This window comes from Ralstonia sp. 24A2, assembly GCF_051783885.1.
Classification (GTDB): Bacteria; Pseudomonadota; Gammaproteobacteria; order Burkholderiales; family Burkholderiaceae; genus Ralstonia.
Genome location: NZ_JBPVZD010000002.1, coordinates 99,934 through 121,283, shown reverse-complemented (window position 1 = coordinate 121,283; position 21,350 = coordinate 99,934). Strand labels below are relative to the sequence as shown.

19 protein-coding genes are annotated in these 21,350 nt (G+C 64.0%); 18 read left to right on the top strand and 1 reads right to left on the bottom strand.

Annotated elements, in window-relative coordinates; all coding sequences use genetic code 11:
* Nucleotides 1-28: 28 nt before the first annotated feature.
* The 4 genes from ACS13N_RS05335 to ACS13N_RS05320 all read left to right on the top strand — a co-directional run bounded on the left by ACS13N_RS05335 (nt 29) and on the right by ACS13N_RS05320 (nt 3,698).
* Nucleotides 29-601 carry a shikimate kinase gene (locus ACS13N_RS05335; protein WP_438930722.1) on the top strand — a complete coding sequence of 191 codons (573 nt, stop codon included), beginning with the start codon at nt 29-31 and terminating at the stop codon, nt 599-601.
* Nucleotides 598-1,704, top strand: coding sequence for a 3-dehydroquinate synthase (aroB, locus tag ACS13N_RS05330; protein WP_438930721.1), 1,107 nt, complete (start codon nt 598-600; stop codon nt 1,702-1,704). The genes ACS13N_RS05335 and aroB overlap by 4 nt, the downstream gene beginning before the upstream one ends.
* Nucleotides 1,704-2,891: a deoxyguanosinetriphosphate triphosphohydrolase gene (locus tag ACS13N_RS05325; RefSeq protein ID WP_438930720.1), complete on the top strand. Its 1,188-nt coding sequence runs from the start codon at nt 1,704-1,706 to the stop codon at nt 2,889-2,891. The genes aroB and ACS13N_RS05325 overlap by 1 nt, the downstream gene beginning before the upstream one ends.
* A gap of 81 nt (nt 2,892-2,972) precedes the next feature.
* Nucleotides 2,973-3,698 carry a carbonic anhydrase gene (locus tag ACS13N_RS05320; protein WP_438930719.1) on the top strand — a complete coding sequence of 242 codons (726 nt, stop codon included), beginning with the start codon at nt 2,973-2,975 and terminating at the stop codon, nt 3,696-3,698.
* A 150-nt stretch (nt 3,699-3,848) separates the two neighbouring features.
* On the opposite strand, the gene ACS13N_RS05315 is transcribed toward ACS13N_RS05320, so the two are convergent.
* Nucleotides 3,849-4,523, bottom strand: coding sequence for an OmpW/AlkL family protein (locus ACS13N_RS05315; RefSeq protein WP_438930718.1), 675 nt, complete (start codon nt 4,521-4,523; stop codon nt 3,849-3,851).
* 272 nt (nt 4,524-4,795) lie between these two features.
* Here ACS13N_RS05315 and ACS13N_RS05310 point away from each other — a divergent pair, with 272 nt between their 5' ends.
* From ACS13N_RS05310 to murA, 14 genes are all read left to right on the top strand, one after another.
* Nucleotides 4,796-5,521, top strand: a complete 726-nt coding sequence (locus ACS13N_RS05310) for a transposase (RefSeq protein WP_438930717.1) — start codon at nt 4,796-4,798, stop codon at nt 5,519-5,521.
* Nucleotides 5,522-5,781: 260 nt separating this feature from the next.
* A complete protein-coding gene (locus ACS13N_RS05305; RefSeq protein ID WP_438930716.1) occupies nt 5,782-10,503 on the top strand; it encodes a glutamate synthase-related protein in 4,722 nt (1,573 codons plus the stop codon).
* 144 nt (nt 10,504-10,647) lie between these two features.
* A complete protein-coding gene (locus tag ACS13N_RS05300; RefSeq protein WP_438930715.1) occupies nt 10,648-12,111 on the top strand; it encodes a glutamate synthase subunit beta in 1,464 nt (487 codons plus the stop codon).
* 183 nt (nt 12,112-12,294) lie between these two features.
* Nucleotides 12,295-13,326: a Bug family tripartite tricarboxylate transporter substrate binding protein gene (locus ACS13N_RS05295; RefSeq protein WP_438932794.1), complete on the top strand. Its 1,032-nt coding sequence runs from the start codon at nt 12,295-12,297 to the stop codon at nt 13,324-13,326.
* Nucleotides 13,327-13,569: 243 nt separating this feature from the next.
* Complete coding sequence (locus ACS13N_RS05290) at nt 13,570-14,403, top strand: ABC transporter ATP-binding protein (RefSeq protein ID WP_438930714.1); 834 nt, start codon at nt 13,570-13,572, stop codon at nt 14,401-14,403.
* The gene (mlaE, locus tag ACS13N_RS05285; RefSeq protein ID WP_048935318.1) at nt 14,400-15,167 is read left to right on the top strand and encodes a lipid asymmetry maintenance ABC transporter permease subunit MlaE; all 768 of its coding nucleotides are present in this window, start codon (nt 14,400-14,402) and stop codon (nt 15,165-15,167) included. The genes ACS13N_RS05290 and mlaE overlap by 4 nt, the downstream gene beginning before the upstream one ends.
* Before the next feature lie 28 nt (nt 15,168-15,195).
* A complete protein-coding gene (gene mlaD, locus ACS13N_RS05280) occupies nt 15,196-15,717 on the top strand; it encodes an outer membrane lipid asymmetry maintenance protein MlaD (protein WP_438930713.1) in 522 nt (173 codons plus the stop codon).
* A gap of 3 nt (nt 15,718-15,720) precedes the next feature.
* The gene (locus ACS13N_RS05275; protein ID WP_438930712.1) at nt 15,721-16,524 is read left to right on the top strand and encodes an MlaA family lipoprotein; all 804 of its coding nucleotides are present in this window, start codon (nt 15,721-15,723) and stop codon (nt 16,522-16,524) included.
* Nucleotides 16,525-16,677: 153 nt separating this feature from the next.
* On the top strand, nt 16,678-17,313 hold the full coding sequence (locus tag ACS13N_RS05270; protein WP_438930711.1) for an MlaC/ttg2D family ABC transporter substrate-binding protein: 636 nt from the start codon (nt 16,678-16,680) through the stop codon (nt 17,311-17,313).
* 65 nt (nt 17,314-17,378) lie between these two features.
* On the top strand, nt 17,379-17,690 hold the full coding sequence (locus ACS13N_RS05265; protein ID WP_438930710.1) for an STAS domain-containing protein: 312 nt from the start codon (nt 17,379-17,381) through the stop codon (nt 17,688-17,690).
* A gap of 241 nt (nt 17,691-17,931) precedes the next feature.
* Nucleotides 17,932-18,891: an ABC transporter ATP-binding protein gene (locus ACS13N_RS05260; RefSeq protein WP_438930709.1), complete on the top strand. Its 960-nt coding sequence runs from the start codon at nt 17,932-17,934 to the stop codon at nt 18,889-18,891.
* Nucleotides 18,888-19,676 carry an ABC transporter permease gene (locus ACS13N_RS05255; RefSeq protein ID WP_021197530.1) on the top strand — a complete coding sequence of 263 codons (789 nt, stop codon included), beginning with the start codon at nt 18,888-18,890 and terminating at the stop codon, nt 19,674-19,676. The genes ACS13N_RS05260 and ACS13N_RS05255 overlap by 4 nt, the downstream gene beginning before the upstream one ends.
* A 57-nt stretch (nt 19,677-19,733) precedes the next feature.
* Nucleotides 19,734-19,970 (top strand): BolA family protein, encoded by a 237-nt coding sequence (locus tag ACS13N_RS05250; protein WP_199030423.1) that lies wholly within the window; start codon nt 19,734-19,736, stop codon nt 19,968-19,970.
* A 98-nt stretch (nt 19,971-20,068) separates the two neighbouring features.
* Nucleotides 20,069-21,334, top strand: a complete 1,266-nt coding sequence (murA, locus tag ACS13N_RS05245; RefSeq protein WP_438930708.1) for a UDP-N-acetylglucosamine 1-carboxyvinyltransferase — start codon at nt 20,069-20,071, stop codon at nt 21,332-21,334.
* Nucleotides 21,335-21,350: the final 16 nt, after the last annotated feature.

The window sequence follows — 21,350 nt, the reverse complement described above, 5'->3', positions numbered from 1 at the left end:
AGGCTCAAACTCCTGATTCCACGCGATTTTGTCTGTTTCCAACGTTTTTTTCGTCGGCCTGATGGGCGCGGGCAAGACCACGGTCGGCCGGGCGGTGGCGCGTCGGCTTGATCTGCCGTTTTTCGATTCCGATCACGAGATCGAAGCGCGTTGTGGCGTACGCGTTCCCATCATCTTCGAGCATGAAGGCGAGGTGGGCTTTCGCGATCGCGAAACCCACATGATCGACGAATTGACCGCACGCAGCGGTGTGGTCGTCGCGACGGGCGGGGGTGCCGTGCTGCGGCCGGAGAATCGCGCCTTCCTGCGCGAGCGCGGCACCGTCATCTACCTGCGAGCCAATCCGCACGACCTATATCTGCGCACGCGGCACGACAAGAACCGGCCGCTGCTGCAAACTGAAAACCCGCGCGCCCGGCTCGAAGAGCTGCATGCGATCCGCGATCCGCTGTACCGCGAGGTGGCACACTTTGTCATCGAGACCGGCAAGCCCACTGTCGCCCAGCTTGTTAATATGGTGCTGATGCAACTTGAGGTGGCTGGCATCGTGGTACCGCCCGCGGATTCTCCCACCTCCTCGCAAGTCTCCCCTCAGTCATGATTACCGTCGATGTCGACCTCGGTGAGCGCACCTATCCGATTCATATCGGGTCGGGGCTGATCTCCCAGGCAGCACTGTTTGCTCCTCACATTCGCGGCGCGCGTGCCGTGATCGTCACCAACGAGACCGTTGCGCCGCTGTATGCCGCCCAGGTTGAAGCGGCCGTCCGCTCGCTCGGCAAGGCCGTCGACACGGTTGTGTTGCCCGATGGCGAGTCGTTCAAGAAGTGGGAAACGCTTAACCGCATTTTTGATGCGCTGCTGACGGCGGGTGCAGACCGCAAGACCACGCTCATCGCCCTGGGGGGCGGCGTGATCGGTGACATGACCGGCTTTGCCGCTGCCTGCTATATGCGCGGCGTGCCGTTCATCCAGGTGCCGACGACGCTGCTTTCGCAGGTAGATTCCTCGGTGGGTGGCAAGACGGGGATCAATCACCCGCTGGGCAAGAACATGATCGGCGCATTCCATCAGCCGCAGGCGGTGCTGGCCGACATCGACACGCTGCGCACACTGCCTGCACGCGAGCTGGCTGCTGGCATGGCCGAGGTCATCAAGCACGGCGCCATTGCCGATGCCGATTACTTCGCCTGGATTGAGCGGAACATTGCGGGCCTCAACAGCTGCGATACTGACCTGATGGCCGAAGCCGTGCGCGGCTCGGTGCGCATCAAGGCATCCGTGGTGGCGCAGGATGAGCGCGAAACCGGCCTGCGTGCCACGCTCAACTTCGGCCACACCTTCGGGCACGCCATCGAGGCCGGCCTGGGCTACGGTGAATGGCTGCACGGTGAGGCCGTCGGCTGCGGCATGGTGATGGCGGCCGACCTGTCGCATCGCCTGGGCTTCATCGATATCGACACGCGCAACCGCATCACTGCGCTCACGCGGGCGGCCAACCTGCCGACCGTGGCGCCGGACCTGGGCATCGAGCGTTTCATCGAGCTGATGCGCGTCGACAAGAAAGCCGAAGCCGGCGAGATCAAGTTCGTGCTGCTGCGCAAGCTGGGCCAAGCCTTCGTGACCACTGTGCCTGACACCGACTTGCGCGCCACCCTGCAGCATGCCGTGCTGCGCCCACCCACCGAGGCGCCCGTCGCCTGATGCCAGAAGAGATGGCCCCGATGAACGATCGACTCGATTTGCCGCCTGCGCCGTTCGATCTCGAGGGCCATCTCGCTCCCTACGCCGCGCACGCTGCGCAGACGCGCGGCCGCGTGCATGCCGAGCCGCCATCCACCTCGCGCACCGAGTTCCAGCGCGATCGGGACCGCATCATCCACAGCACCGCCTTTCGCAGGCTCGAATACAAGACGCAGGTTTTCGTGAACCACGAGGGCGACCTGTTTCGCACGCGTCTGACGCACAGCCTGGAAGTTGCGCAGATCGCCCGCTCGATCGCACGCAGCCTGCGGTTGAATGAAGACCTTGTCGAGGCGATTTCTCTGGCGCACGACCTGGGTCACACGCCGTTCGGGCACGCTGGACAAGATGCGCTCAACGATTGCATGAAGCCGCACGGCGGCTTCGAGCACAATCTGCAGAGCCTGCTGGTGGTTGATCGATTGGAAGAGCGCTACGGCGGCTTTGACGGCTTGAACCTGACGTTCGAGACGCGCGAGGGCATCCTCAAGCATTGCTCACGCAACAACGCCGCCACGCTGGGTGACCTGGGGCGGCGTTTTCTCGAAGGGCAGCAGCCCTCGCTGGAGGCGCAGCTCGCCAACCTGGCCGATGAGGTCGCGTACAACAACCACGACATCGATGATGGCTTGCGCTCCGGCTTGATCACGCTGGAGCAACTGGAAGGCGTGCCGCTGTGGGCGATCCACCGCCGCGAGGCGGAGGCTGCGTTTCCGAATGCGGGTGGCCGGCGCCTCATCAACGAGACGATCCGCCGGATCATCAATGCCTTGATCGTCGATCTGATTGCCACCACACGTGCCGGTATCGCCGAGGTTGCGCCGCGGAGCGTCGACGACGTGCGCGCAGCGCCTGCGCTGGTGGCGTTCTCCGAGCCGATGCGTGAAGAGGCGCGCGTGCTCAAGCGCTTCCTGTTCGATAACCTCTATCGGCACTACCTCGTGATGCGCATGGCCGCCAAGGCGCGCCGCATTATCGATGACCTGTTTGGCGCATTCCTCGACGATCCGCGTCTGCTGCCGCCGCAGTACCAGGCCAAAGCGAATCCCGAGGAACAGCCGCGCTGGATCGCGCATTACATCGCCGGCATGACGGATCGGTATGCCATCAAGGAGCATCGGCGCATCTTTGCAGTCGATGCGGTCTGAGCTGGATATCGGACAATTCTGAATGACGGGGCTTTAGGCGCTGCCTAGGATGACAGGCACTTTGTCATCCAAGTCCATCTCATGCGCCGTCTTCTCTTGCCGTTGTTGATCGCCTCGGCGTTCAACGCTCATGCCGCCAGCCCGGCGGATCATTTCGATTACCAGCACCAGGCCGAATGGCACGCGGTGCATGATGCATTTCAGTCGCCCATCGACATCCATACCGTTGATGCAGTTGCTGTGGATGAAGATGAGCCCGATGCCGTTCAGCCGCACTACGGTACGCTTGCCGGCATGGTCGTCGATACGGGCCACGCCCTGCAGGTGAACGTGCCCGGCGGTGACGCGAAGATCCGCGGCCGTCGCTTCATGCTGCGCCAGTTCCACTTCCACGCACACAGCGAGCACACCATCGACGGCAAGTCGTTTCCGGCCGAGGTACATCTCGTGCATGTGGCCAAGGATGGCCGCATGGCGGTGATCGGTGTGATGCTGGAAGAGGGTGCTGCCAACCCCGCGCTCGACGCCGTTCTCAAGGCTGCGCGCAAGGGCGAAGCGCACGAAGTGCCTGCCGTCGCCCCGGCCGATCTGCTGCCCAAGAGAGATGCGTACTATCATTACCTCGGTTCACTGACTACGCCGCCGCTGACCGAGAACGTCGAGTGGTATGTGCTGAAGCAACCGATCACGGCATCGCGTGCACAGCTTGACGCGCTACGCGGCTTCTACGCAGATAACTTCCGCGCGCCTCAGCCGCTCGAAGGCCGCGTCGTGACGCAGTTCGATCCGGCACCGCTCAAAAAGTAAGCGCCCAAAAAAAATGCCCGGCCGCCCCAACGCATGCCGGGCCGAACGTGCCAACTACCGTCGACGAGCGCCCCCGCCGTCGACGACCCCTGCGGCACGTCGGAAAAGTCGATCAGAAGAAGGTCTGTTCGCTGATCGTCTCCCTAAAAGTTAAAAGCGATAGCCCAAGCCGATACCCAACAGCCACGGGTCGACCTTGACCTTGCTGATGGTTTGGCCGGCCATCTTCACGTCGGCGCTGATCCAGGTCTTCTTCAGGTCCATGTTGAAGTAGACGCGATCAGTCAGGCGGTAGTCGAAACCGACCTGCAGCGCGGGGCCGAAGCTGTTCTTGCTCAGGTCCAGCTGGCCGACGCCCGGCACCTGCAGGTTCACGTTCGAGATGCGCGTGTAGTTGATGCCGGCGCCCACGTACGGCTTGAAGCGCGATTCCGGTGTGAAGTGGTATTGCAGCGTCAGGATCGGCGGCAGATGGCGGAAGTCGCCGATCTTGGTCGGGCCGCCCAGCGCGCTCTTCATGACCGTCACGTCCTGTTGTTGCGGATAGGTCAGGATCAGCTCGGCCGCGATGTTCGGCGTGAAGAAGTACGAAACGTCCAGCTCAGGGAACGCCTTGTTGTTGATCTGGATGGCGTCGGCCGGAATGGCCAGCGCGTTCACCGGGTCGGATTTATTGGCGGCCGTCAGGTTGACGGCGCGCAGGCGCACCATCCAGTTGCCGGTGGCCGGCGGCAGATCGGTGCTCTGCGCAAACGCGGTCGGACTGAAGATGCCAGCAAGGGCACCGGTGATTGCCGCAGCAGTGGCGAGGCGTGCAAAAGCCATGAAACGCTCCCTCTCGATATCGTCTTGTGAATGTGACGGGAGCCAGTCTCGCGGCAATGCGCGCCAGTTGATTTGCGCGGGATCAATTTGCCGGTCGTGCCGGAGCGCCATGCACCTCTCGGTTTGACATCGGGCAAATCCGACCGCGAATGGGGGCGATTCTCGTTGCGCTCGGGCGACAGCCGAAACGCAACCGTTTGCCATACGAAAAATTGGGGACAGAGTAATTGCCGCCGCGCTACGATGTGCGCTTTCTCCGCCGACTTTTCGCCATGGCACGCCTGCCTCGCCTCAGCCCCGTTGATGTTCCGGTACACGTGTTGCAGCGCGGCAACAATCGCCAGGCCGTCTTCCGCACGGGTGACGACTACGCCTTCTACCTCGACACGCTGCGCATGGCTGCCCGCGAGCACGATTTCGCCATCCATGCCTTCTCGCTGATGCCGAATCACGTGCACCTGGTCGGCACGCCCAAGGTGGCGGACAGCTTGTCGCGCACGCTGCAGGCGGTGGGGCGGCGCTATACGCGGTATTTCAACGCGGCAGCGGACCGCAGCGGCACGCTGTGGGAAGGGCGCTTTCGCTCGACCGTGCTCGATCCGGCCGACTGGGTGCTGCCGATGCTGCTGTATGTGGAATCCAACGCCGCACGCGGGGGGCTGGTCAGTGCGCCAGAGGACGATCGATGGAGTACCTACCGCCACCACGTCGGCATCCAGTCGATTCCGTGGGTGAGCGATCACTACTGCTACTGGCGGCTTGGCAATACGCCTTTCGAGCGTCAATCGCGCTATCGGACGCTCTGGCACGAGGGGCTCGGCTCGGATCAACTCGAGAAGATCCGGCAGCATGTGCACAGTGGTTGGCCGCTCGGCAACGAGGCCTTCTTAGCGACGCTTGCGCGTTCGGGTGGCCGCCGCGTCGCGCCGCTGCCCAAGGGCCGACCACCACGCAAAAACGCAGAAGTGGGGACGGAGGACGCCGCGTCCGTGGAGTAACCGGACAGGGACGTTGCTGTCGCGAGGCGTCGCAATCCGCACCAAATTAATCTGTCCCCATTTATAAGCCAGCACTAGGAACGTGCATTTCTAAATTTACTCCGACCCCATTTAAAAACTTTTGCCTGTTACGAATCGCTCTTTTATATTCGTTCCACCCGCATTCATGGTGCGGCGCGTCATTGCTTGTTTGCCCATCGCCTGCACCCACCGCGAGGGCCTTCTACGGCGCGCAGCACCCACAACAACGGAAGATCGCCGTGGAACAACATTCCTTCCCCATCACGCCGTCGGCGCCGTCGGCCCAGGGTCTGTACGACCCGACCAATGAACACGACGCTTGCGGCGTCGGCTTCGTCGCTCACATCAAGGGCAAGAAGAGCCACGAGATCGTCCAGCAGGGCCTGCGCATCCTGCACAACCTCGACCACCGGGGCGCGGTTGGTGCCGACCCGCTGATGGGCGATGGCGCGGGCATCCTGCTGCAGATTCCCGATCAGTTCTTCCGTGAAGAGATGGCCAAGCAGGGCATCAACCTGCCGCCGGCCGGCGAATACGGCGTCGGCATGATCTTCCTGCCGAAGGAACACGCTTCGCGTCTGGCCTGCGAACAGGAACTGGAACGCACCGTGCGCCTGGAAGGCCAGGTCGTGCTGGGCTGGCGTGACGTGCCGGTCGACAAGACCATGCCGATGTCGCCCACGGTGCAGAAGACCGAGCCGGTGATCCGCCAGATCTTCATCGGGCGCGGCCGCGACATCATGACCACCGACGCGCTGGAGCGGAAGCTGTACGTGATCCGCAAGACCGCCAGCCACGCCATCCAGGCGCTCAAGCTCAAGCACGGCAAGGAATACTTCGTGCCGTCGATGTCGGCGCGCACGATCGTCTACAAGGGCCTGCTGCTGTGCGAACAAGTCGGCCGCTACTACCAGGACTTGGCTGATCCGCGCACGGTGTCGGCGCTGGCGCTGGTGCACCAGCGGTTCTCGACCAACACGTTCCCAGCCTGGGAACTGGCGCACCCGTATCGCATGGTTGCGCACAACGGCGAAATCAACACCGTCAAGGGCAACGTCAACTGGATCAACGCACGTACGGGCGGCATCTCGTCGCCGGTGCTGGGCGATGACCTGCCCAAGCTGTGGCCGCTGATCTATCCGGGCCAATCGGATACGGCATCGTTCGACAACTGCCTCGAGCTGCTGACGATGGCCGGCTACCCGCTGGCCCAGGCGATGATGATGATGATTCCGGAAGCGTGGGAACAGCACACGCTGATGGACGACAACCGTCGCGCCTTCTACGAATACCACGCCGCGATGATGGAGCCGTGGGACGGCCCCGCCGCCATCTGCTTCACCGACGGCCGCCAGATCGGCGCGACGCTCGACCGTAACGGCCTGCGCCCCGCACGCTATTACGTGACCGACGACGACATGGTCGTGATGGCCTCGGAAGCCGGCGTGCTGCCGATCCCCGAGTCGCGCATCGTCAAGAAGTGGCGCCTGCAGCCGGGCAAGATGTTCCTGATCGACATGGAACAGGGCCGCATCATCGACGACAAGGAGCTCAAGGACAACCTGGCCAACGCCAAGCCGTACAAGAGCTGGATCGACGCCGTGCGCATCAAGCTCGACGAGCTGGAAGCCAAGCCGGAAGACGTGGCTGCGGAAACCAAGCCGGCCGCCAAGCTGCTCGATCGCCAGCAGTCGTTCGGCTACACGCAGGAAGACGTCAAGTTCCTGATGGCACCGATGGCCGCCAACGGTGAAGAAGCCGCCGGCTCGATGGGCAACGACAGCCCGCTGGCTGTGCTGTCGAGCAAGAACAAGACGCTCTACAGCTACTTCAAGCAGCTGTTCGCGCAGGTCACGAACCCACCGATCGACCCGATCCGCGAAAACGTGGTGATGTCGCTCGTCTCGTTCATCGGGCCGAAGCCGAACCTGCTCGAACTGAACAACATCAACCCGCCGATGCGTCTTGAAGTGAGCCAGCCCGTGCTGGACTTCAAGGACATGGCGAAGATCCGCAACATCGAGCACTACACCGGCGGCAAGTTCATGGCTTACGAGCTGAACATCTGCTACCCGGTGGCCTGGGGCAAGGAGGGCATCGAAGCACGCTTGGCCTCGCTGTGCGCTGAGGCGGTGGATGCCGTCAAGTCGGGCTACAACATCCTGATCGTATCGGACCGCGCGGTCGACGAGAAGCAGGCTGCCATTCCGGCGCTGCTGGCGACGTCCGCCATCCACCATCACCTAGTGGAGAAGGGGCTGCGTACGAGCACGGGTCTGGTCGTCGAAACGGGTTCGGCCCGCGAAGTGCACCACTTCGCGCTGCTGGCCGGCTACGGCGCAGAAGCCGTGCATCCGTACCTCGCCATGGAAACGCTGGCCGAACTGGCCCCGGGCCTGGGCGTGACGCCTGAGAAGGCTGTTTACAACTTCACCAAGGCGATCGGCAAGGGCTTGCACAAGGTGATGTCGAAGATGGGCATCTCGACGTACATGTCGTACACCGGTGCGCAGATCTTCGAAGCGATCGGCCTGTCGCGCGAGCTGGTGGACAAGTACTTCCACGGCACCGCGTCGAACGTGGGTGGCATCGGCATCTTCGAGGTGGCTGAGGAAGCCCTGCGCCTGCACCGCGACGCCTTTGGCGATGCGCCGGTGCTGGCCAACATGCTGGATGCCGGCGGCGAATACGCCTACCGCGTCCGCGGCGAAGAACACATGTGGACCCCGGATTCGATCGCCAAGCTGCAGCACGCCACGCGCGCGAATTCGTACCAGACGTACAAGGAATACGCCAACCTGATCAACGACCAGAGCAAGCGCCACATGACGCTGCGCGGCCTGTTCGAGTTCAAGGTGGACCCGGTGCGCGCGATTCCGCTGGAAGAAGTGGAGTCGGCCAAGGAGATCGTCAAGCGCTTCGCTACCGGCGCCATGTCGCTGGGCTCGATTTCGACCGAAGCGCATACCACGCTGGCCGTGGCGATGAACCGCATCGGCGGTAAGTCGAACACGGGCGAGGGTGGTGAAGACGAGCGCCGTTATCGCAACGAACTGCGCGGCATTCCCATCAAGCAGGGCACCAAGCTGTCGGACGTGATCGGCCGCGAAGTGGTCGAGCGCGATCTGGAGCTGCAAGAGGGTGATTCGCTGCGCTCGAAGATCAAGCAGGTGGCATCGGGCCGCTTCGGCGTGACGGCCGAGTACCTGGCGTCGGCTGATCAGATCCAGATCAAGATGGCCCAGGGCGCCAAGCCTGGTGAAGGCGGTCAACTGCCCGGCCACAAGGTCACGGACTACATCGGCAAGCTGCGTTACGCAGTGCCGGGCGTGGGCCTGATCTCGCCGCCGCCGCACCACGACATCTACTCGATTGAAGATCTGGCGCAGCTGATCCACGACCTGAAGAACGTGAACCCGCGTTCGGACGTGTCGGTCAAGCTGGTGTCGGAAGTGGGCGTGGGCACGGTGGCCGCCGGTGTCGCCAAGGCCAAGGCCGATCACGTGGTGATCGCCGGCCATGACGGTGGCACCGGCGCTTCGCCGTGGTCGTCGATCAAGCACGCTGGCACGCCGTGGGAACTGGGCCTGGCCGAGACGCAGCAGACGCTGATGCTCAACGGCCTGCGCAACCGCATCCGCGTGCAGGCTGACGGCCAGATGAAGACCGGCCGCGACGTTGTGATCGGCGCACTGCTGGGCGCAGACGAGTTCGGCTTCGCCACCGCACCGCTGGTGGTCGAGGGCTGCATCATGATGCGCAAGTGCCACCTGAACACCTGCCCGGTGGGCGTGGCGACGCAGGATCCGGTGCTGCGCAAGAAGTTCTCGGGCAAGCCCGAGCACGTGGTGAACTACTTCTTCTTCGTGGCTGAGGAAGTGCGCGAAATCATGGCGCAACTGGGCATCCGCTCGTTCAACGAGCTGATCGGCCGCGCAGACCTGCTCGACACCAAGGCCGGCATCGAACACTGGAAGGCACGCGGTCTGGACTTCGCGCGCATCTTCTACCAGCCGGCCAAGAAGGACGGCGAGCCGTGCTACCAGGTCGACGTGCAAGACCACGGTCTGGACCGCGCGCTGGATCACCAGCTCATCGAGAAGGCCAAGGCTGCACTGGAGAAGGGCGAGCGCGTGTCGTTCATCCAGCCGGTGCGCAACGTCAACCGCACCGTGGGCGCGATGCTCTCGGGCGAGGTGGCCAAGCGCTACGGCCACGAAGGTCTGCCCGATGATTCGATCCACGTGCAGATGCAGGGCACGGCGGGTCAGTCGTTCGCCGCGTTCCTGGCGCATGGCGTGACGCTGGACCTGGTGGGCGATGGCAACGACTACGTGGGCAAGGGCCTGTCGGGCGGCCGCGTGATCGTGCGTCCGCCGCATGAGTTCCGCGGTGAGCCGACCAACAACATCATCGTCGGCAACACCGTGCTGTACGGTGCGCTGGCCGGTGAGGCGTTCTTCAACGGCGTGGCGGGCGAGCGCTTTGCGGTGCGTAACTCCGGCGCCACCACCGTGGTGGAAGGCACCGGCGACCACGGCTGCGAGTACATGACCGGCGGCACCGTCGTCGTGCTGGGCGCCACCGGCCGCAACTTCGCGGCGGGCATGTCGGGCGGCGTGGCCTACGTCTATGACGAAGACGGCCTGTTCGACAAGCGCTGCAACACCGCGCAGGTCGCACTGGAATCCGTGCTGTCGGCGGCTGACCAGGAGAAGGCGCACACGCAGGCGACTTGGCACAAGGTCGATGGCGAGCGCGTGCTCGACGAGCAACTGCTCAAGGCGCTGGTGGAAAAGCACTTCCGCTACACCGGCTCCGAGCGCGCCAAGGAACTGCTGGCCGACTGGAGCAACGCACGCCGCCGCTTCGTCAAGGTCTTCCCGACCGAGTACAAGCGCGCGCTGACCGAAATGTACGAGCGCGAACAGGAAGCCGGCCGCGAGCAGATCGCCGCCTGAACCTGATTCAAAGCGACTAGGCGGGCGATTGATCCCACAAGACCAATCACCCGCCAACTACTGAATAAACGCAACCTCACAAGACAGGCCCGAGCGCCCGGCAAGCGATGCTGTGCCGGAAGGAATCGGGTCAGGAAGGACACCATGGGCAAGGCGACCGGTTTTCTCGAATTTCCCCGCCAGAACGAGGGATACGAAGCGCCCGAAGCGCGCGTGAAGCACTACAAGGAGTTCGTGTTCGCACTGGCGGACAACGAAGCCAAGATTCAAGGCGCACGCTGCATGGACTGCGGCATTCCGTTCTGCAACAACGGCTGCCCGGTCAACAACATCATCCCGGACTTTAATGACCTGGTGTATCGCCAGGACTGGAAGACCGCGATCGAGGTGCTGCACTCGACCAACAACTTCCCCGAGTTCACGGGCCGCATCTGCCCGGCACCGTGCGAAGCGGCTTGCACGCTGGGCATCAATGAGCTGCCGGTCGGTATCAAGTCGATCGAGCACGCCATCATCGACAAGGCCTGGGAAGAAGGCTGGGTCGCACCGCAAGTGCCGAAGCACAAGACCGGCAAGACCGTGGCCGTGGTTGGCTCGGGCCCCGCTGGTATGGCTGCTGCGCAGCAACTGGCACGTGCCGGCCATGACGTGACGTTGTTCGAGAAGAACGACCGCATCGGCGGCCTGCTGCGTTACGGCATCCCCGACTTCAAGCTGGAGAAGGCGCAGATCGACCGCCGCATGCAGCAGATGGAAGCCGAAGGCGTGACGTTCCGCACCGGCGTGATGGTCGGCGACAAGACCGTGCCGGCCGGCATCGTCAATGACGCACGCGAAACCATTTCCGCTGACGACATCCTCAAGCAATTCGACGCCGTGGTGCTGACGGGCGGTTCGGAAGTGCCGCGCGATCTGCCGGTGCCGGGCCGCGATCTGGATGGCGTGCACTACGCGCTCGAATTCCTGATCCCGCAGAACAAGGAAGTGGCCGGCGACGCGCCGAACCCGATCCGCGCGGACGGCAAGCACGTCATCGTGATCGGCGGCGGCGACACGGGCTCGGACTGCGTGGGCACGTCCAACCGCCATGGCGCGGAATCGGTCACGCAGTTCGAACTGCTGCCGCGTCCGCCCGAAGAAGAGAACAAGCCGCTGGTGTGGCCGTACTGGCCGATCAAGATGCGCACGTCGTCGTCGCACGACGAGGGCTGCGAGCGCGACTGGTCGGTCGCCACCAAGGAACTGATCGGCGAGAACGGCCGCGTGACGGGCCTGAAGGCCGTCCGCCTGGAATGGAAGGACGGCAAGATGGCTGAGGTTGCAGGCAGCGAGTTCACGCTCAAGGCCGACCTCGTGTTGCTGGCGATGGGCTTTACCAACCCGGTCGGCGGCGTGCTGGATGCCTTCGGCGTGACCAAGGATGCGCGCAACAACGCGCGTGCCTCCACCGAAGGCGACAACGCCTACGCCACCAACGTGCCGAAGGTGTTCGCCGCCGGTGACGTGCGCCGTGGCCAGTCGCTGGTCGTCTGGGCCATCCGCGAAGGCCGTCAGGCTGCCCGCTCGGTGGACGCGTTCCTCATGGGCCATACGGAACTGCCGCGCTGACCACGCGACTGACCGTTTGACCCAGGCCCGCCAAGGTTCGCCTTGGCGGGCTTTTTCTTTTGGTGCGGCGCCCACTGTGACGATGGCGCTATGTCTCATGGTTTACATCGACATGGTTTACCGGGGTTCAGCGCGGCAGGGCGGATTTCTAGAATGAAATGCCCCTCCAACCTCCAAGCCACGATGCGAGCCCGTGCCCGCAACCTGCCCGCCGATGTGCCCGACGCCCCCGACTTGCGGCGACGCCGGGCTATTGCCTGGCTGGGGACGCTGCCGGCTGCATTGGTGCTGCCGGCGCGTGCGGAACTGCTCGGCTACCCTTCGCATCCGCTGCGCCTGGTCGTGCCGGCTGCCGAGGGCAGCGTGTTCGATGCCGTGGCCCGGGCGCTGGCAGTGCAACTACAGCAGCAAATCGGTCGCTTGGCCGACGTTGACGATCGCCCAGCCGCCAACGGCATGGCCGCCGGTGATCTGGTCGCGCGTGCGCCGTCCGACGGCCATACGCTGTTGCTCCAGCAAACCACCTTTGTTGTTCAGCCGGCGCTGGAGCCCGCGCCCTATGATCCGCTGCGCGATTTCCAGCCGGTGGCCATGGTGGCCACGCTGCCGCTGTTCCTGGCGATCGATGCGCGGTTGCCCATCACCTCGGTGAGTGAGCTGATTGCCCAGGCGCGCGGGGAATCCGTTTCCGTCAATTGCGGTTCGGACATCATCGGCACTTGGGCTCATTTGGTCGCCGAGCGGTTTGTGCGCGACTACGCTTTTCACGCGCCGCACGTGGCCGTCCGGGGTGAGGCGGGGCTCGTGCAGCAGGTGCTGGCAGGGCGCATGGCGGCGTGCTTCGCCTGCTATCCGAGTCTGTCGACGGGGGTGTCCAGCGGCCAACTGCGGCTGCTGGGCGTGACGGGATCGGCGCGTTCATCGTTCGCGCCCACCACGCCGACCTTGCGCGAGGCGGGGCTCGCCGGGTTTGACTACAGCGCATGGGTTGGGGCATTCATGCCGGCGCGTACGCCCAAGCCGCTGTCGATGCGCGCCGCAGCTGAATTCCGCCGCGCGCTGACCTCAAGCGATGTTCTCGCCACATTGCGCGCTGGGGGCTTCGAGCCAGAGTGGAATGCTTCCGACGCCCTCGCCCAAGCTGCGCGGCGCGACGCCAGCCACTGGCAGTCGCTGATCCGTCAGGTGGATCTGCGTGTCGATACCGGCGAGTGATGGATGGGGCGCCACGCCTTGTACACCACTTTCAGCGGCCCGCAAGGCCACGCGCCAGCAGCGCAGCGCTCAAGCCACACAAACTGTAGGTAAGCATGGAGTGACTGACGGGCTGCACGGGTTTCCACCTATAATGGCGGGCCGTATCGAGCCGGTACGGCTAGCGAACATAACAAGATGCGGCCCGCCTCAAGCGTCACCTAGGGCCGCCAACCTGCCGAGCCCTCAGCACCGAACTCCACCGTGTCCACCCAGCCTACCAACGCCGTCGTCGAGCTTGATCAGGTCGATTTCGCCTACCAGCCAGGCGCGCGGAGCATCTTGTCCGGCCTCTGCATGCGTGTGCCCAAGGGTCGCGTGGTGGCCGTCATGGGCGGCTCGGGCTGCGGCAAGACGACGATCCTGCGCCTGATCGGCGGGCAGGTTGGTGCGGCTGCCGGCACCGTGCGCGTGCACGGCCAGGACGTCGGCGCCATGGATAAGCCTGCGCTGTACGCTGCTCGCCGCCAGATGGGCATGCTGTTCCAGTTTGGCGCGCTGTTTACGGATATGTCGGTGTTCGACAATGTGGCATTTCCGCTGCGTGAGCACACCGAACTGCCCGAGTTGCTGATCCGCGATCTCGTGCTGATGAAGCTCAATGCCGTCGGCCTGCGCGGCGCGCGCGACCTGATGCCCTCGCAGATTTCCGGCGGCATGGCGCGGCGCGTGGCGCTCGCCCGCGCGATTGCGCTGGACCCATCGCTCATCCTCTACGACGAGCCGTTCGCCGGGCTAGACCCGATCTCGCTGGGCCTCACCGCCTCGCTCATCCGCAAGCTGAACGACGCGCTGGGCGCGACCAGCATCATCGTCTCGCACGATGTGCAGGAGACGTTCCACATCGCCGACTACGTCTATTTCATCGCCAACGGTGGTATTGCCGCCGAGGGCACACCGGCCGAGTTGACCGCCTCGACGGATCCGTTCGTGCGCCAGTTCGTGCACGGCGAGGCGGACGGCCCCGTGCCGTTCCACTATCCGGGCGTGCCGCTGGCCGAGGACTTCGGCCTGGGCAAGAACGGAGGTGGGCGATGATTTCCTCCATCGGCTTCCTCGTCCGCGGGCTGATCAGCCGTCTCGGCTACGCGACCCGTACGCTGTTCGCGCTGTTCGCCGCCTCAGGCGACGTGCTGCGCCGCCCGCGCCTGGTGATCGAGCAACTGCGCTTCATTGGCAACGATTCGTTCATCATCATCGCCGTGTCGGGACTGTTTGTCGGCTTCGTGCTGGGGCTGCAGGGTTACTACACGCTCAATCGCTATGGTTCCGAGCAGGCGCTGGGCCTGCTGGTGGCGCTGTCGCTGGTGCGTGAGCTGGGCCCGGTGGTGACGGCGCTACTGTTTGCCGGCCGCGCTGGCACGTCGCTCACCGCTGAAATCGGCCTGATGAAGGCCGGCGAGCAGCTGATCGCCATGGAAATGATGGCCGTCGACCCGCTGGCCCGCGTGCTGGCGCCGCGCTTCTGGGCGGGCTTCATTGCCATGCCGCTGCTGGCCGCGATCTTCAGCGCGGTCGGTATTCTGGGCGGATACTTTGTCGGCGTGGGCCTGATCGGCGTGGACCCTGGTGCGTTCTGGTCGCAGATGCAGGCCGGTGTGGATGTGATGGACGACGTCGTCAACGGCGTCATCAAGAGTGTGGTGTTCGGCGTGGCCGTGACCTTCATCGCGCTCTATCAGGGCTACGAGGCTAAGGCGACGCCCGAAGGCGTGTCGCGTGCAACGACCCGTACCGTGGTGATCGCGTCGCTGGCTGTGCTGGCGCTGGACTTTGTGCTGACGGCGCTGATGTTCAGCTGACACGTCGGACATTCAACGAGAAAGAATCATGCGTAAGAGCCTCCTCGATTTCTGGGTCGGATTGTTCGTGCTGGTGGGCATCGTGGCGCTGCTGTTCCTGGCGCTCAAGGCCGGCAACATGAGCGCGTTCTCCTTTTCCAAGACCTACCAGGTGAAGGCCGCCTTCGACAACATCGGTGGCTTGAAGGTGCGCGCGCCGGTCAAGAGCGCGGGCGTGGTGGTTGGCCGCGTGTCGCAGATCCTGTTTGACGACAAGACCTACCAGGCCAGCGTCGTGCTCGACATGGACCAGCGTTACCAGTTTCCGAAGGACAGCTCGGCCAAGATCCTGACTTCGGGCCTGCTGGGCGAGCAGTACATCGGCATTGAGCCGGGCGGTGACTCGGCTATGCTGGCCAGCGGCAGCAAGATCACGATGACGCAGTCGGCGGTTGTGCTGGAGAACCTGATCAGTCAGTTCCTCTACAGCAAGGCTGCGGATGCCGGTGCTGGTAGCAGCGGCAGCAACGCCGGCGGAGCCAAGCCGGCTGAGGGCAGTGGGAGCAAATAAACGATGAAAACAACAACGTCCATCCACACATTGCGCAGTTTGGCGCTGGCCCTGGTGGCAGGTGTCTCGCTGCTGGCAGGCTGCGCCACGGGCCCGAACGCCAATCCGGCCGACCCGATCGAGCCGTTTAACCGCGAAGTCTTCCGTATCAACGAAGACCTCGACAAGGGTGTGCTCAAGCCGGTTGCCCAAACGTATGTCGACGTGGTGCCGTCGCCGGCGCGTACGGCCGTCTCGAACTTCTTCTCCAACGCGGGTGACGTCTATTCGGCCGTCAACAACCTGCTGCAGCTCAAAGGTACCGCTGCGCTGGAAGACACGATGCGCGTAGCGATCAACACCGTGCTTGGTCTGGGCGGCCTGATCGACATTGCGTCGGATGCCGGCCTGCCCAAGCACAAGGAAGACTTCGGCCAGACGCTCGGTGTGTGGGGCGTGCCGGCAGGTCCGTACGTCGTGTGGCCCCTGCTTGGCCCGAGCACCGTGCGTGACACGGCAGGCTTCTTGGTTGACTGGCAACTGGATCCGTTGACGTACTGGCACAACAGCACCATCACGTATTCGCTGGCTGCGCTGCGCGTGGTGGATGTGCGTGCCAGCTTGCTCGGCGTGAGCAACGTGCTGGAAGAGGGCGCCGTCGATAAGTACACCTTCATGCGTGACGCTTATCTCCAGCGCCGTCGCTACCTGATTTACGACGGCAACCTGCCCGAAGACCAAGACAACAAGAAATCGTCCGATACGGGGGATGCAACCGTGTCGCCGTATCAGCGCTTTACGCCTAACTGGCCGGTGTTCCGCCGCTGATTCGCCACACGTAACAGCGTCGCCTCAAAGGTGACAAGGCGTAAAACTGACCGGCCCGGGCGAACTCGCTTGTGGTCTGTCTGTTCTAACTGCCAATGAGATTGCGGCTTGCGTGCCGCAAGCGACCTAGAAATCACACTAGAAGGACGCGCTATGCTGAAGAAACTCCTCCGCTCCCTGTTCACTGGCCTGGCGCTGACGGCTGCCGTGGCAGTTGCTCCTGTCTACGCTCAGGAATCCGACGCACAAACCACCGTCAAGACCGCTGTGGACGATGTGCTGTCCACCATCAAGGGTGACCCGGATCTGCGTGGCGGCAACATGCAGAAGGTCTTCCAACTGGTCGACCAGAAGATCGTGCCGCGCGCCGACTTCCATCGCACCACGCAGATCGCCATGGGCCGCTTCTGGAACCAGGCATCGCCCGAGCAGCAGCAACAGATTCAGGACGGCTTCAAGACGCTGCTGATCCGCACCTACGCTGGCGCGCTGTCCAACGTGAAGAATCAGACCGTCACGTACAAGCCGTTCCGCGCTGACCCGGCCGACACCGACGTGGTGGTGCGCTCGACCGTCAACAACAACGGCGAGCCGGTGGCCCTGGACTACCGCATGGAAAAGACGGCCAACGGCTGGAAGGTCTACGACATCAACATCAGCGGCCTGTGGCTGTCGGAAACGTACAAGAATCAGTTTGCCGATGTCATCAGCAAGAAGGGCGGCGTGGCCGGCCTGGTGTCGTTCCTGGACGAGCGCAACGCACAGCTCGCCAAGGGCCCGGCAAAGTAAGCTGGACTCCGGTAGAATCCACACAGCGGTCGCTCTCGACCGCTGTTTCTTTTTCTGACTCGACCATGTTGACCTTGTCCGGCCCGCTGACTCACCGTGAAGCGCCGCGCGTTCTGCGCGAGGGCGAGGTGCAGCTCGATCAAGCGCGCGGGGCCGGCACTACCGCGCTGCGCGTCGATTGTGCTGGGCTGTCGAAGGTCGATTCTTCCGCGCTGGCGGTGCTGCTGTCGTGGCAGCGCACGGCGCAGTCCGCCGGTATCGCACTCGATATCGCAGGCGCCCCGGAGGCGCTGTCCAATCTCGCCACGCTTTACGGCGTCGAATCTCTGCTGGCCGTTGCGCCGGCGTCTGCTGAACACCACCACGCGCGACATTGAGGCGGCGTCCGGTGCGGGGCAGTGTCTTCCCCAACATCGCGATGCCGCGCCCCGGCCAGGGCGCTGCGCGCGCTTCTGGCAGCTCCGGTGCCGTGCTGTAAGCCGCGCCGCCGTGAGTTGGTGCAGTTCCCCTATAATTCTGGGTTTGTCGCTCTGCCGCCGCCATGCGCGGCGTCCGGGGTCGCGATGATCATGTGGATCAGCGGTCACGAGATGCGCAGGGTAGTTCACTTTGTCGGCCATGAAAGCCATCGAAATTGCTGACGTCCGCAAGCGCTACAAGTCGTTGCAAGCGCTCAAGGGCGTGAGCCTGTCTGTCGAGCAGGGCGAGTTTTTTGGCCTGCTGGGCCCCAACGGCGCGGGCAAGACCACGCTGATCTCCATCCTCGCGGGCCTGAATCGTGCCGATTCCGGCAGCGTGCGCGTGCTCGGCCACGACGTCGTCTCCGATTACCGCACGGCGCGCCGCAAGCTCGGCGTGGTGCCGCAGGAACTGGTGTTCGATCCGTTCTTCACGGTGCGTGAAACGTTGCGCCTGCAGTCGGGCTATTTCGGCCTGACCAAGAACGACGACTGGATCGACGAGGTCATGGCCAACCTGGATCTGACCAGCAAAGCGGACGCCAACATGCGCGCGCTGTCCGGCGGCATGAAGCGCCGTGTGCTGGTGGCGCAGGCGCTGGTCCACCGCCCGCCGGTGATCGTGCTGGATGAGCCGACCGCCGGTGTGGACGTCGAACTGCGCCAGACGCTGTGGAAGTTCATCTCGCGCCTGAATCGCGAAGGCCACACCGTCGTGCTGACCACGCACTACCTGGAGGAAGCCGAATCTCTGTGTGACCGCATCGCCATGCTCAAGTTTGGCGAGGTGGTGGCGCTCGATCGCACGGCCAATCTGCTGTCGCAATTCGCCGGGCTGCAACTGGTACTGAGCTTCGCGAACGGCGCACTGCCGGCATCGCTTGAAGGGCTGCGTCTGCCGCCGGGCAACCACGGCGAGCGCGGTGTGCGCTTGCGCCTGTCGGGCTACGGTGAGGTCGAGCAGATTCTCTCCACCTGTCGCCAGGCCGGCTGCGAGATCGACGACATGGAAATCGCCAAGGCTGATCTGGAAGACGTGTTCGTGCAGATCATGCGCCGCGAAGGCGGCATCCCCGTTGTGCCGCAAACACCCGAGACCGCACTGGAGCCTGCAGCATGAGCGCCATTCCCGAGAGCCTGCCGGGCCGCTGGGTCGGTTTCCGTACGCTGCTGTACAAGGAAGTGCTGCGCTTCTGGAAGGTGAGCTTCCAGACCGTGGCTGCGCCGGTGCTGACGGCGCTGCTGTACCTGCTGATCTTCGGCCACGTGCTGGAAGACCGTGTGAAGGTGTTCGACCAACTGAGCTACACCGCCTTCCTGGTGCCCGGCCTGGTGATGATGAGCGTGTTGCAGAACGCGTTTGCGAACAGCTCGTCGTCGCTCATCCAGTCGAAGATCACCGGCAACCTGGTGTTCATCATGCTGCCGCCGCTGTCGCACTGGGAGATGTTTGGCGCGTATGTGTGTGCGTCCGTCATTCGCGGCCTGGCCGTGGGCACGGGCGTGCTGATCGTGACGACGCTGTTTGCGCATCTGCATTTTGCGCAGCCGCTGTGGATCATCGTCTTTGCCGTGCTGGGCGCTGCGGTGCTTGGCACGCTGGGGCTGATCGCCGGCATCTGGGCCGAGAAGTTCGACCAGCTCGCGGCGTTCCAGAATTTCTTGATCGTGCCGGCCACCTTCCTGGCGGGCGTGTTCTATTCGATTCATTCACTGCCGCCGTTCTGGCAGGCGGTGTCCCACGCCAACCCGTTCTTCTACATGATCGACGGCTTCCGCTACGGCTTCTTCGGCGTGTCCGATGTGCCGGTGGCGACGAGTCTCGGCGTGATGCTGATCGCGTTGGTCGTGGTGGGGGGGATTGCCCTGCAGATGCTGCGCACGGGCTACAAGCTGCGCCATTGATGCGTCAATAAAACCAACACGACGCACTACCCTAACGTTTTTGGAGAAGGGACGGCCATGTTGCCCACACCCGAACAAGTCAAGCAGTACATCGAAACCGGCCTGCCGTGCGAGCACCTCGAAGTCGAGGGCGACGGCCAGCATTTCTTCGCCACCATCGTCAGCGCGCAGTTTGAAGGCAAGCGGTTGATCCAGCGTCACCAGCTCGTGTATGCGGCGCTGGGTGACCGGATGCGTGCGGAGATCCATGCGCTGTCCATGAAGACGCTCACCCCGGCGGAGTGGCAGTCCTGATGGCCGAGCTTGATCCCACTGTTGTTACCGCTGACACCGATTCCGACCTCGCGCTCGCCGAGCGCCCCTCCCAAAGTGATCGACGAGACGTCTCGCTCATGGACAAACTGCTGATCGAAGGCAATGGCCCGCTGTCGGGCGAAATCCGCGTGTCTGGCGCCAAGAACGCCGCGCTGCCCATTCTGTGCGCCGCGCTGCTGACGCCTGAGCCGCTGGTGCTGCACAACGTGCCCAATCTGCAGGACGTGCGCACGATGCTCAAGCTGCTGCGGCAGATGGGCGTGGAGGGCACGCTGGACGGCCACGAGGTCACGCTCAACGCTGCCGTCATCCACTCGCCGGAAGCGTCGTACGACCTGGTGAAGACCATGCGTGCGTCGATCCTGGTGCTGGGCCCGCTGCTGGCGCGCTTCGGCCACGCACGCGTGTCGCTGCCGGGTGGCTGTGGCATCGGCGCGCGTCCGGTCGATCAGCACATCAAGGGCCTGCAGCTGATGGGCGCCGAGATCGTCATCGAGCACGGCTACATCGAAGCCAAGCTGCCTGAAGGCGCCAAGCGCCTGCGTGGCGCACGCATCGTCACCGACATGGTGACGGTGACCGGCACCGAAAACCTGCTGATGGCCGCCGCGCTGGCCGACGGCGAAACCGTGCTGGAAAACGCAGCCCGCGAGCCGGAAGTGACCGACCTCGCCAACCTGCTCGTGAAGATGGGCGCGCGCATCGAAGGCATCGGTACGGACCGCCTGGTGATCCAGGGTGTAGAAGCGTTGCACGGCGCCGAGCACACGGTGATTGCCGACCGCATCGAAGCCGGCACCTTCCTGTGCGCCGTGGCGGCGGCCGGCGGCGACGTGACGCTGCGCGGCGTGCCGCCGGGCATCCTCGATGCCGTGCTCGACAAGCTGCGCGAAGCCGGCGTGACGCTCACCACGGGCGACGACTGGATCCGCGTGCAGATGACCGGCCGCCCGAAGGCCGTGAGCTTCCGCACCTCGGAATACCCGGCGTTCCCGACCGACATGCAGGCGCAGTTCATGATGCTCAACGCCATCGCCGAAGGTTCTGCCACGGTGACGGAGACGATCTTTGAAAACCGCTTCATGCACGTGCAGGAACTGAACCGCCTGGGCGCCAACATCGTCATCGATGGCAAGACGGCCGTGGTAACGGGCGTCGAGCATCTGTCGGGCGCAACCGTCATGGCGACCGATCTGCGTGCCTCCGCCAGCCTCGTCATTGCCGGCCTGATCGCGCAGGGCGAGACGCTGGTCGACCGCATCTATCACCTCGACCGCGGCTACGACCGCATCGAGGACAAGCTCTCCGCCGTCGGCGCGAAGATTCGCCGCATCCAGGCGTAAGGTAAGGAACAAGCAG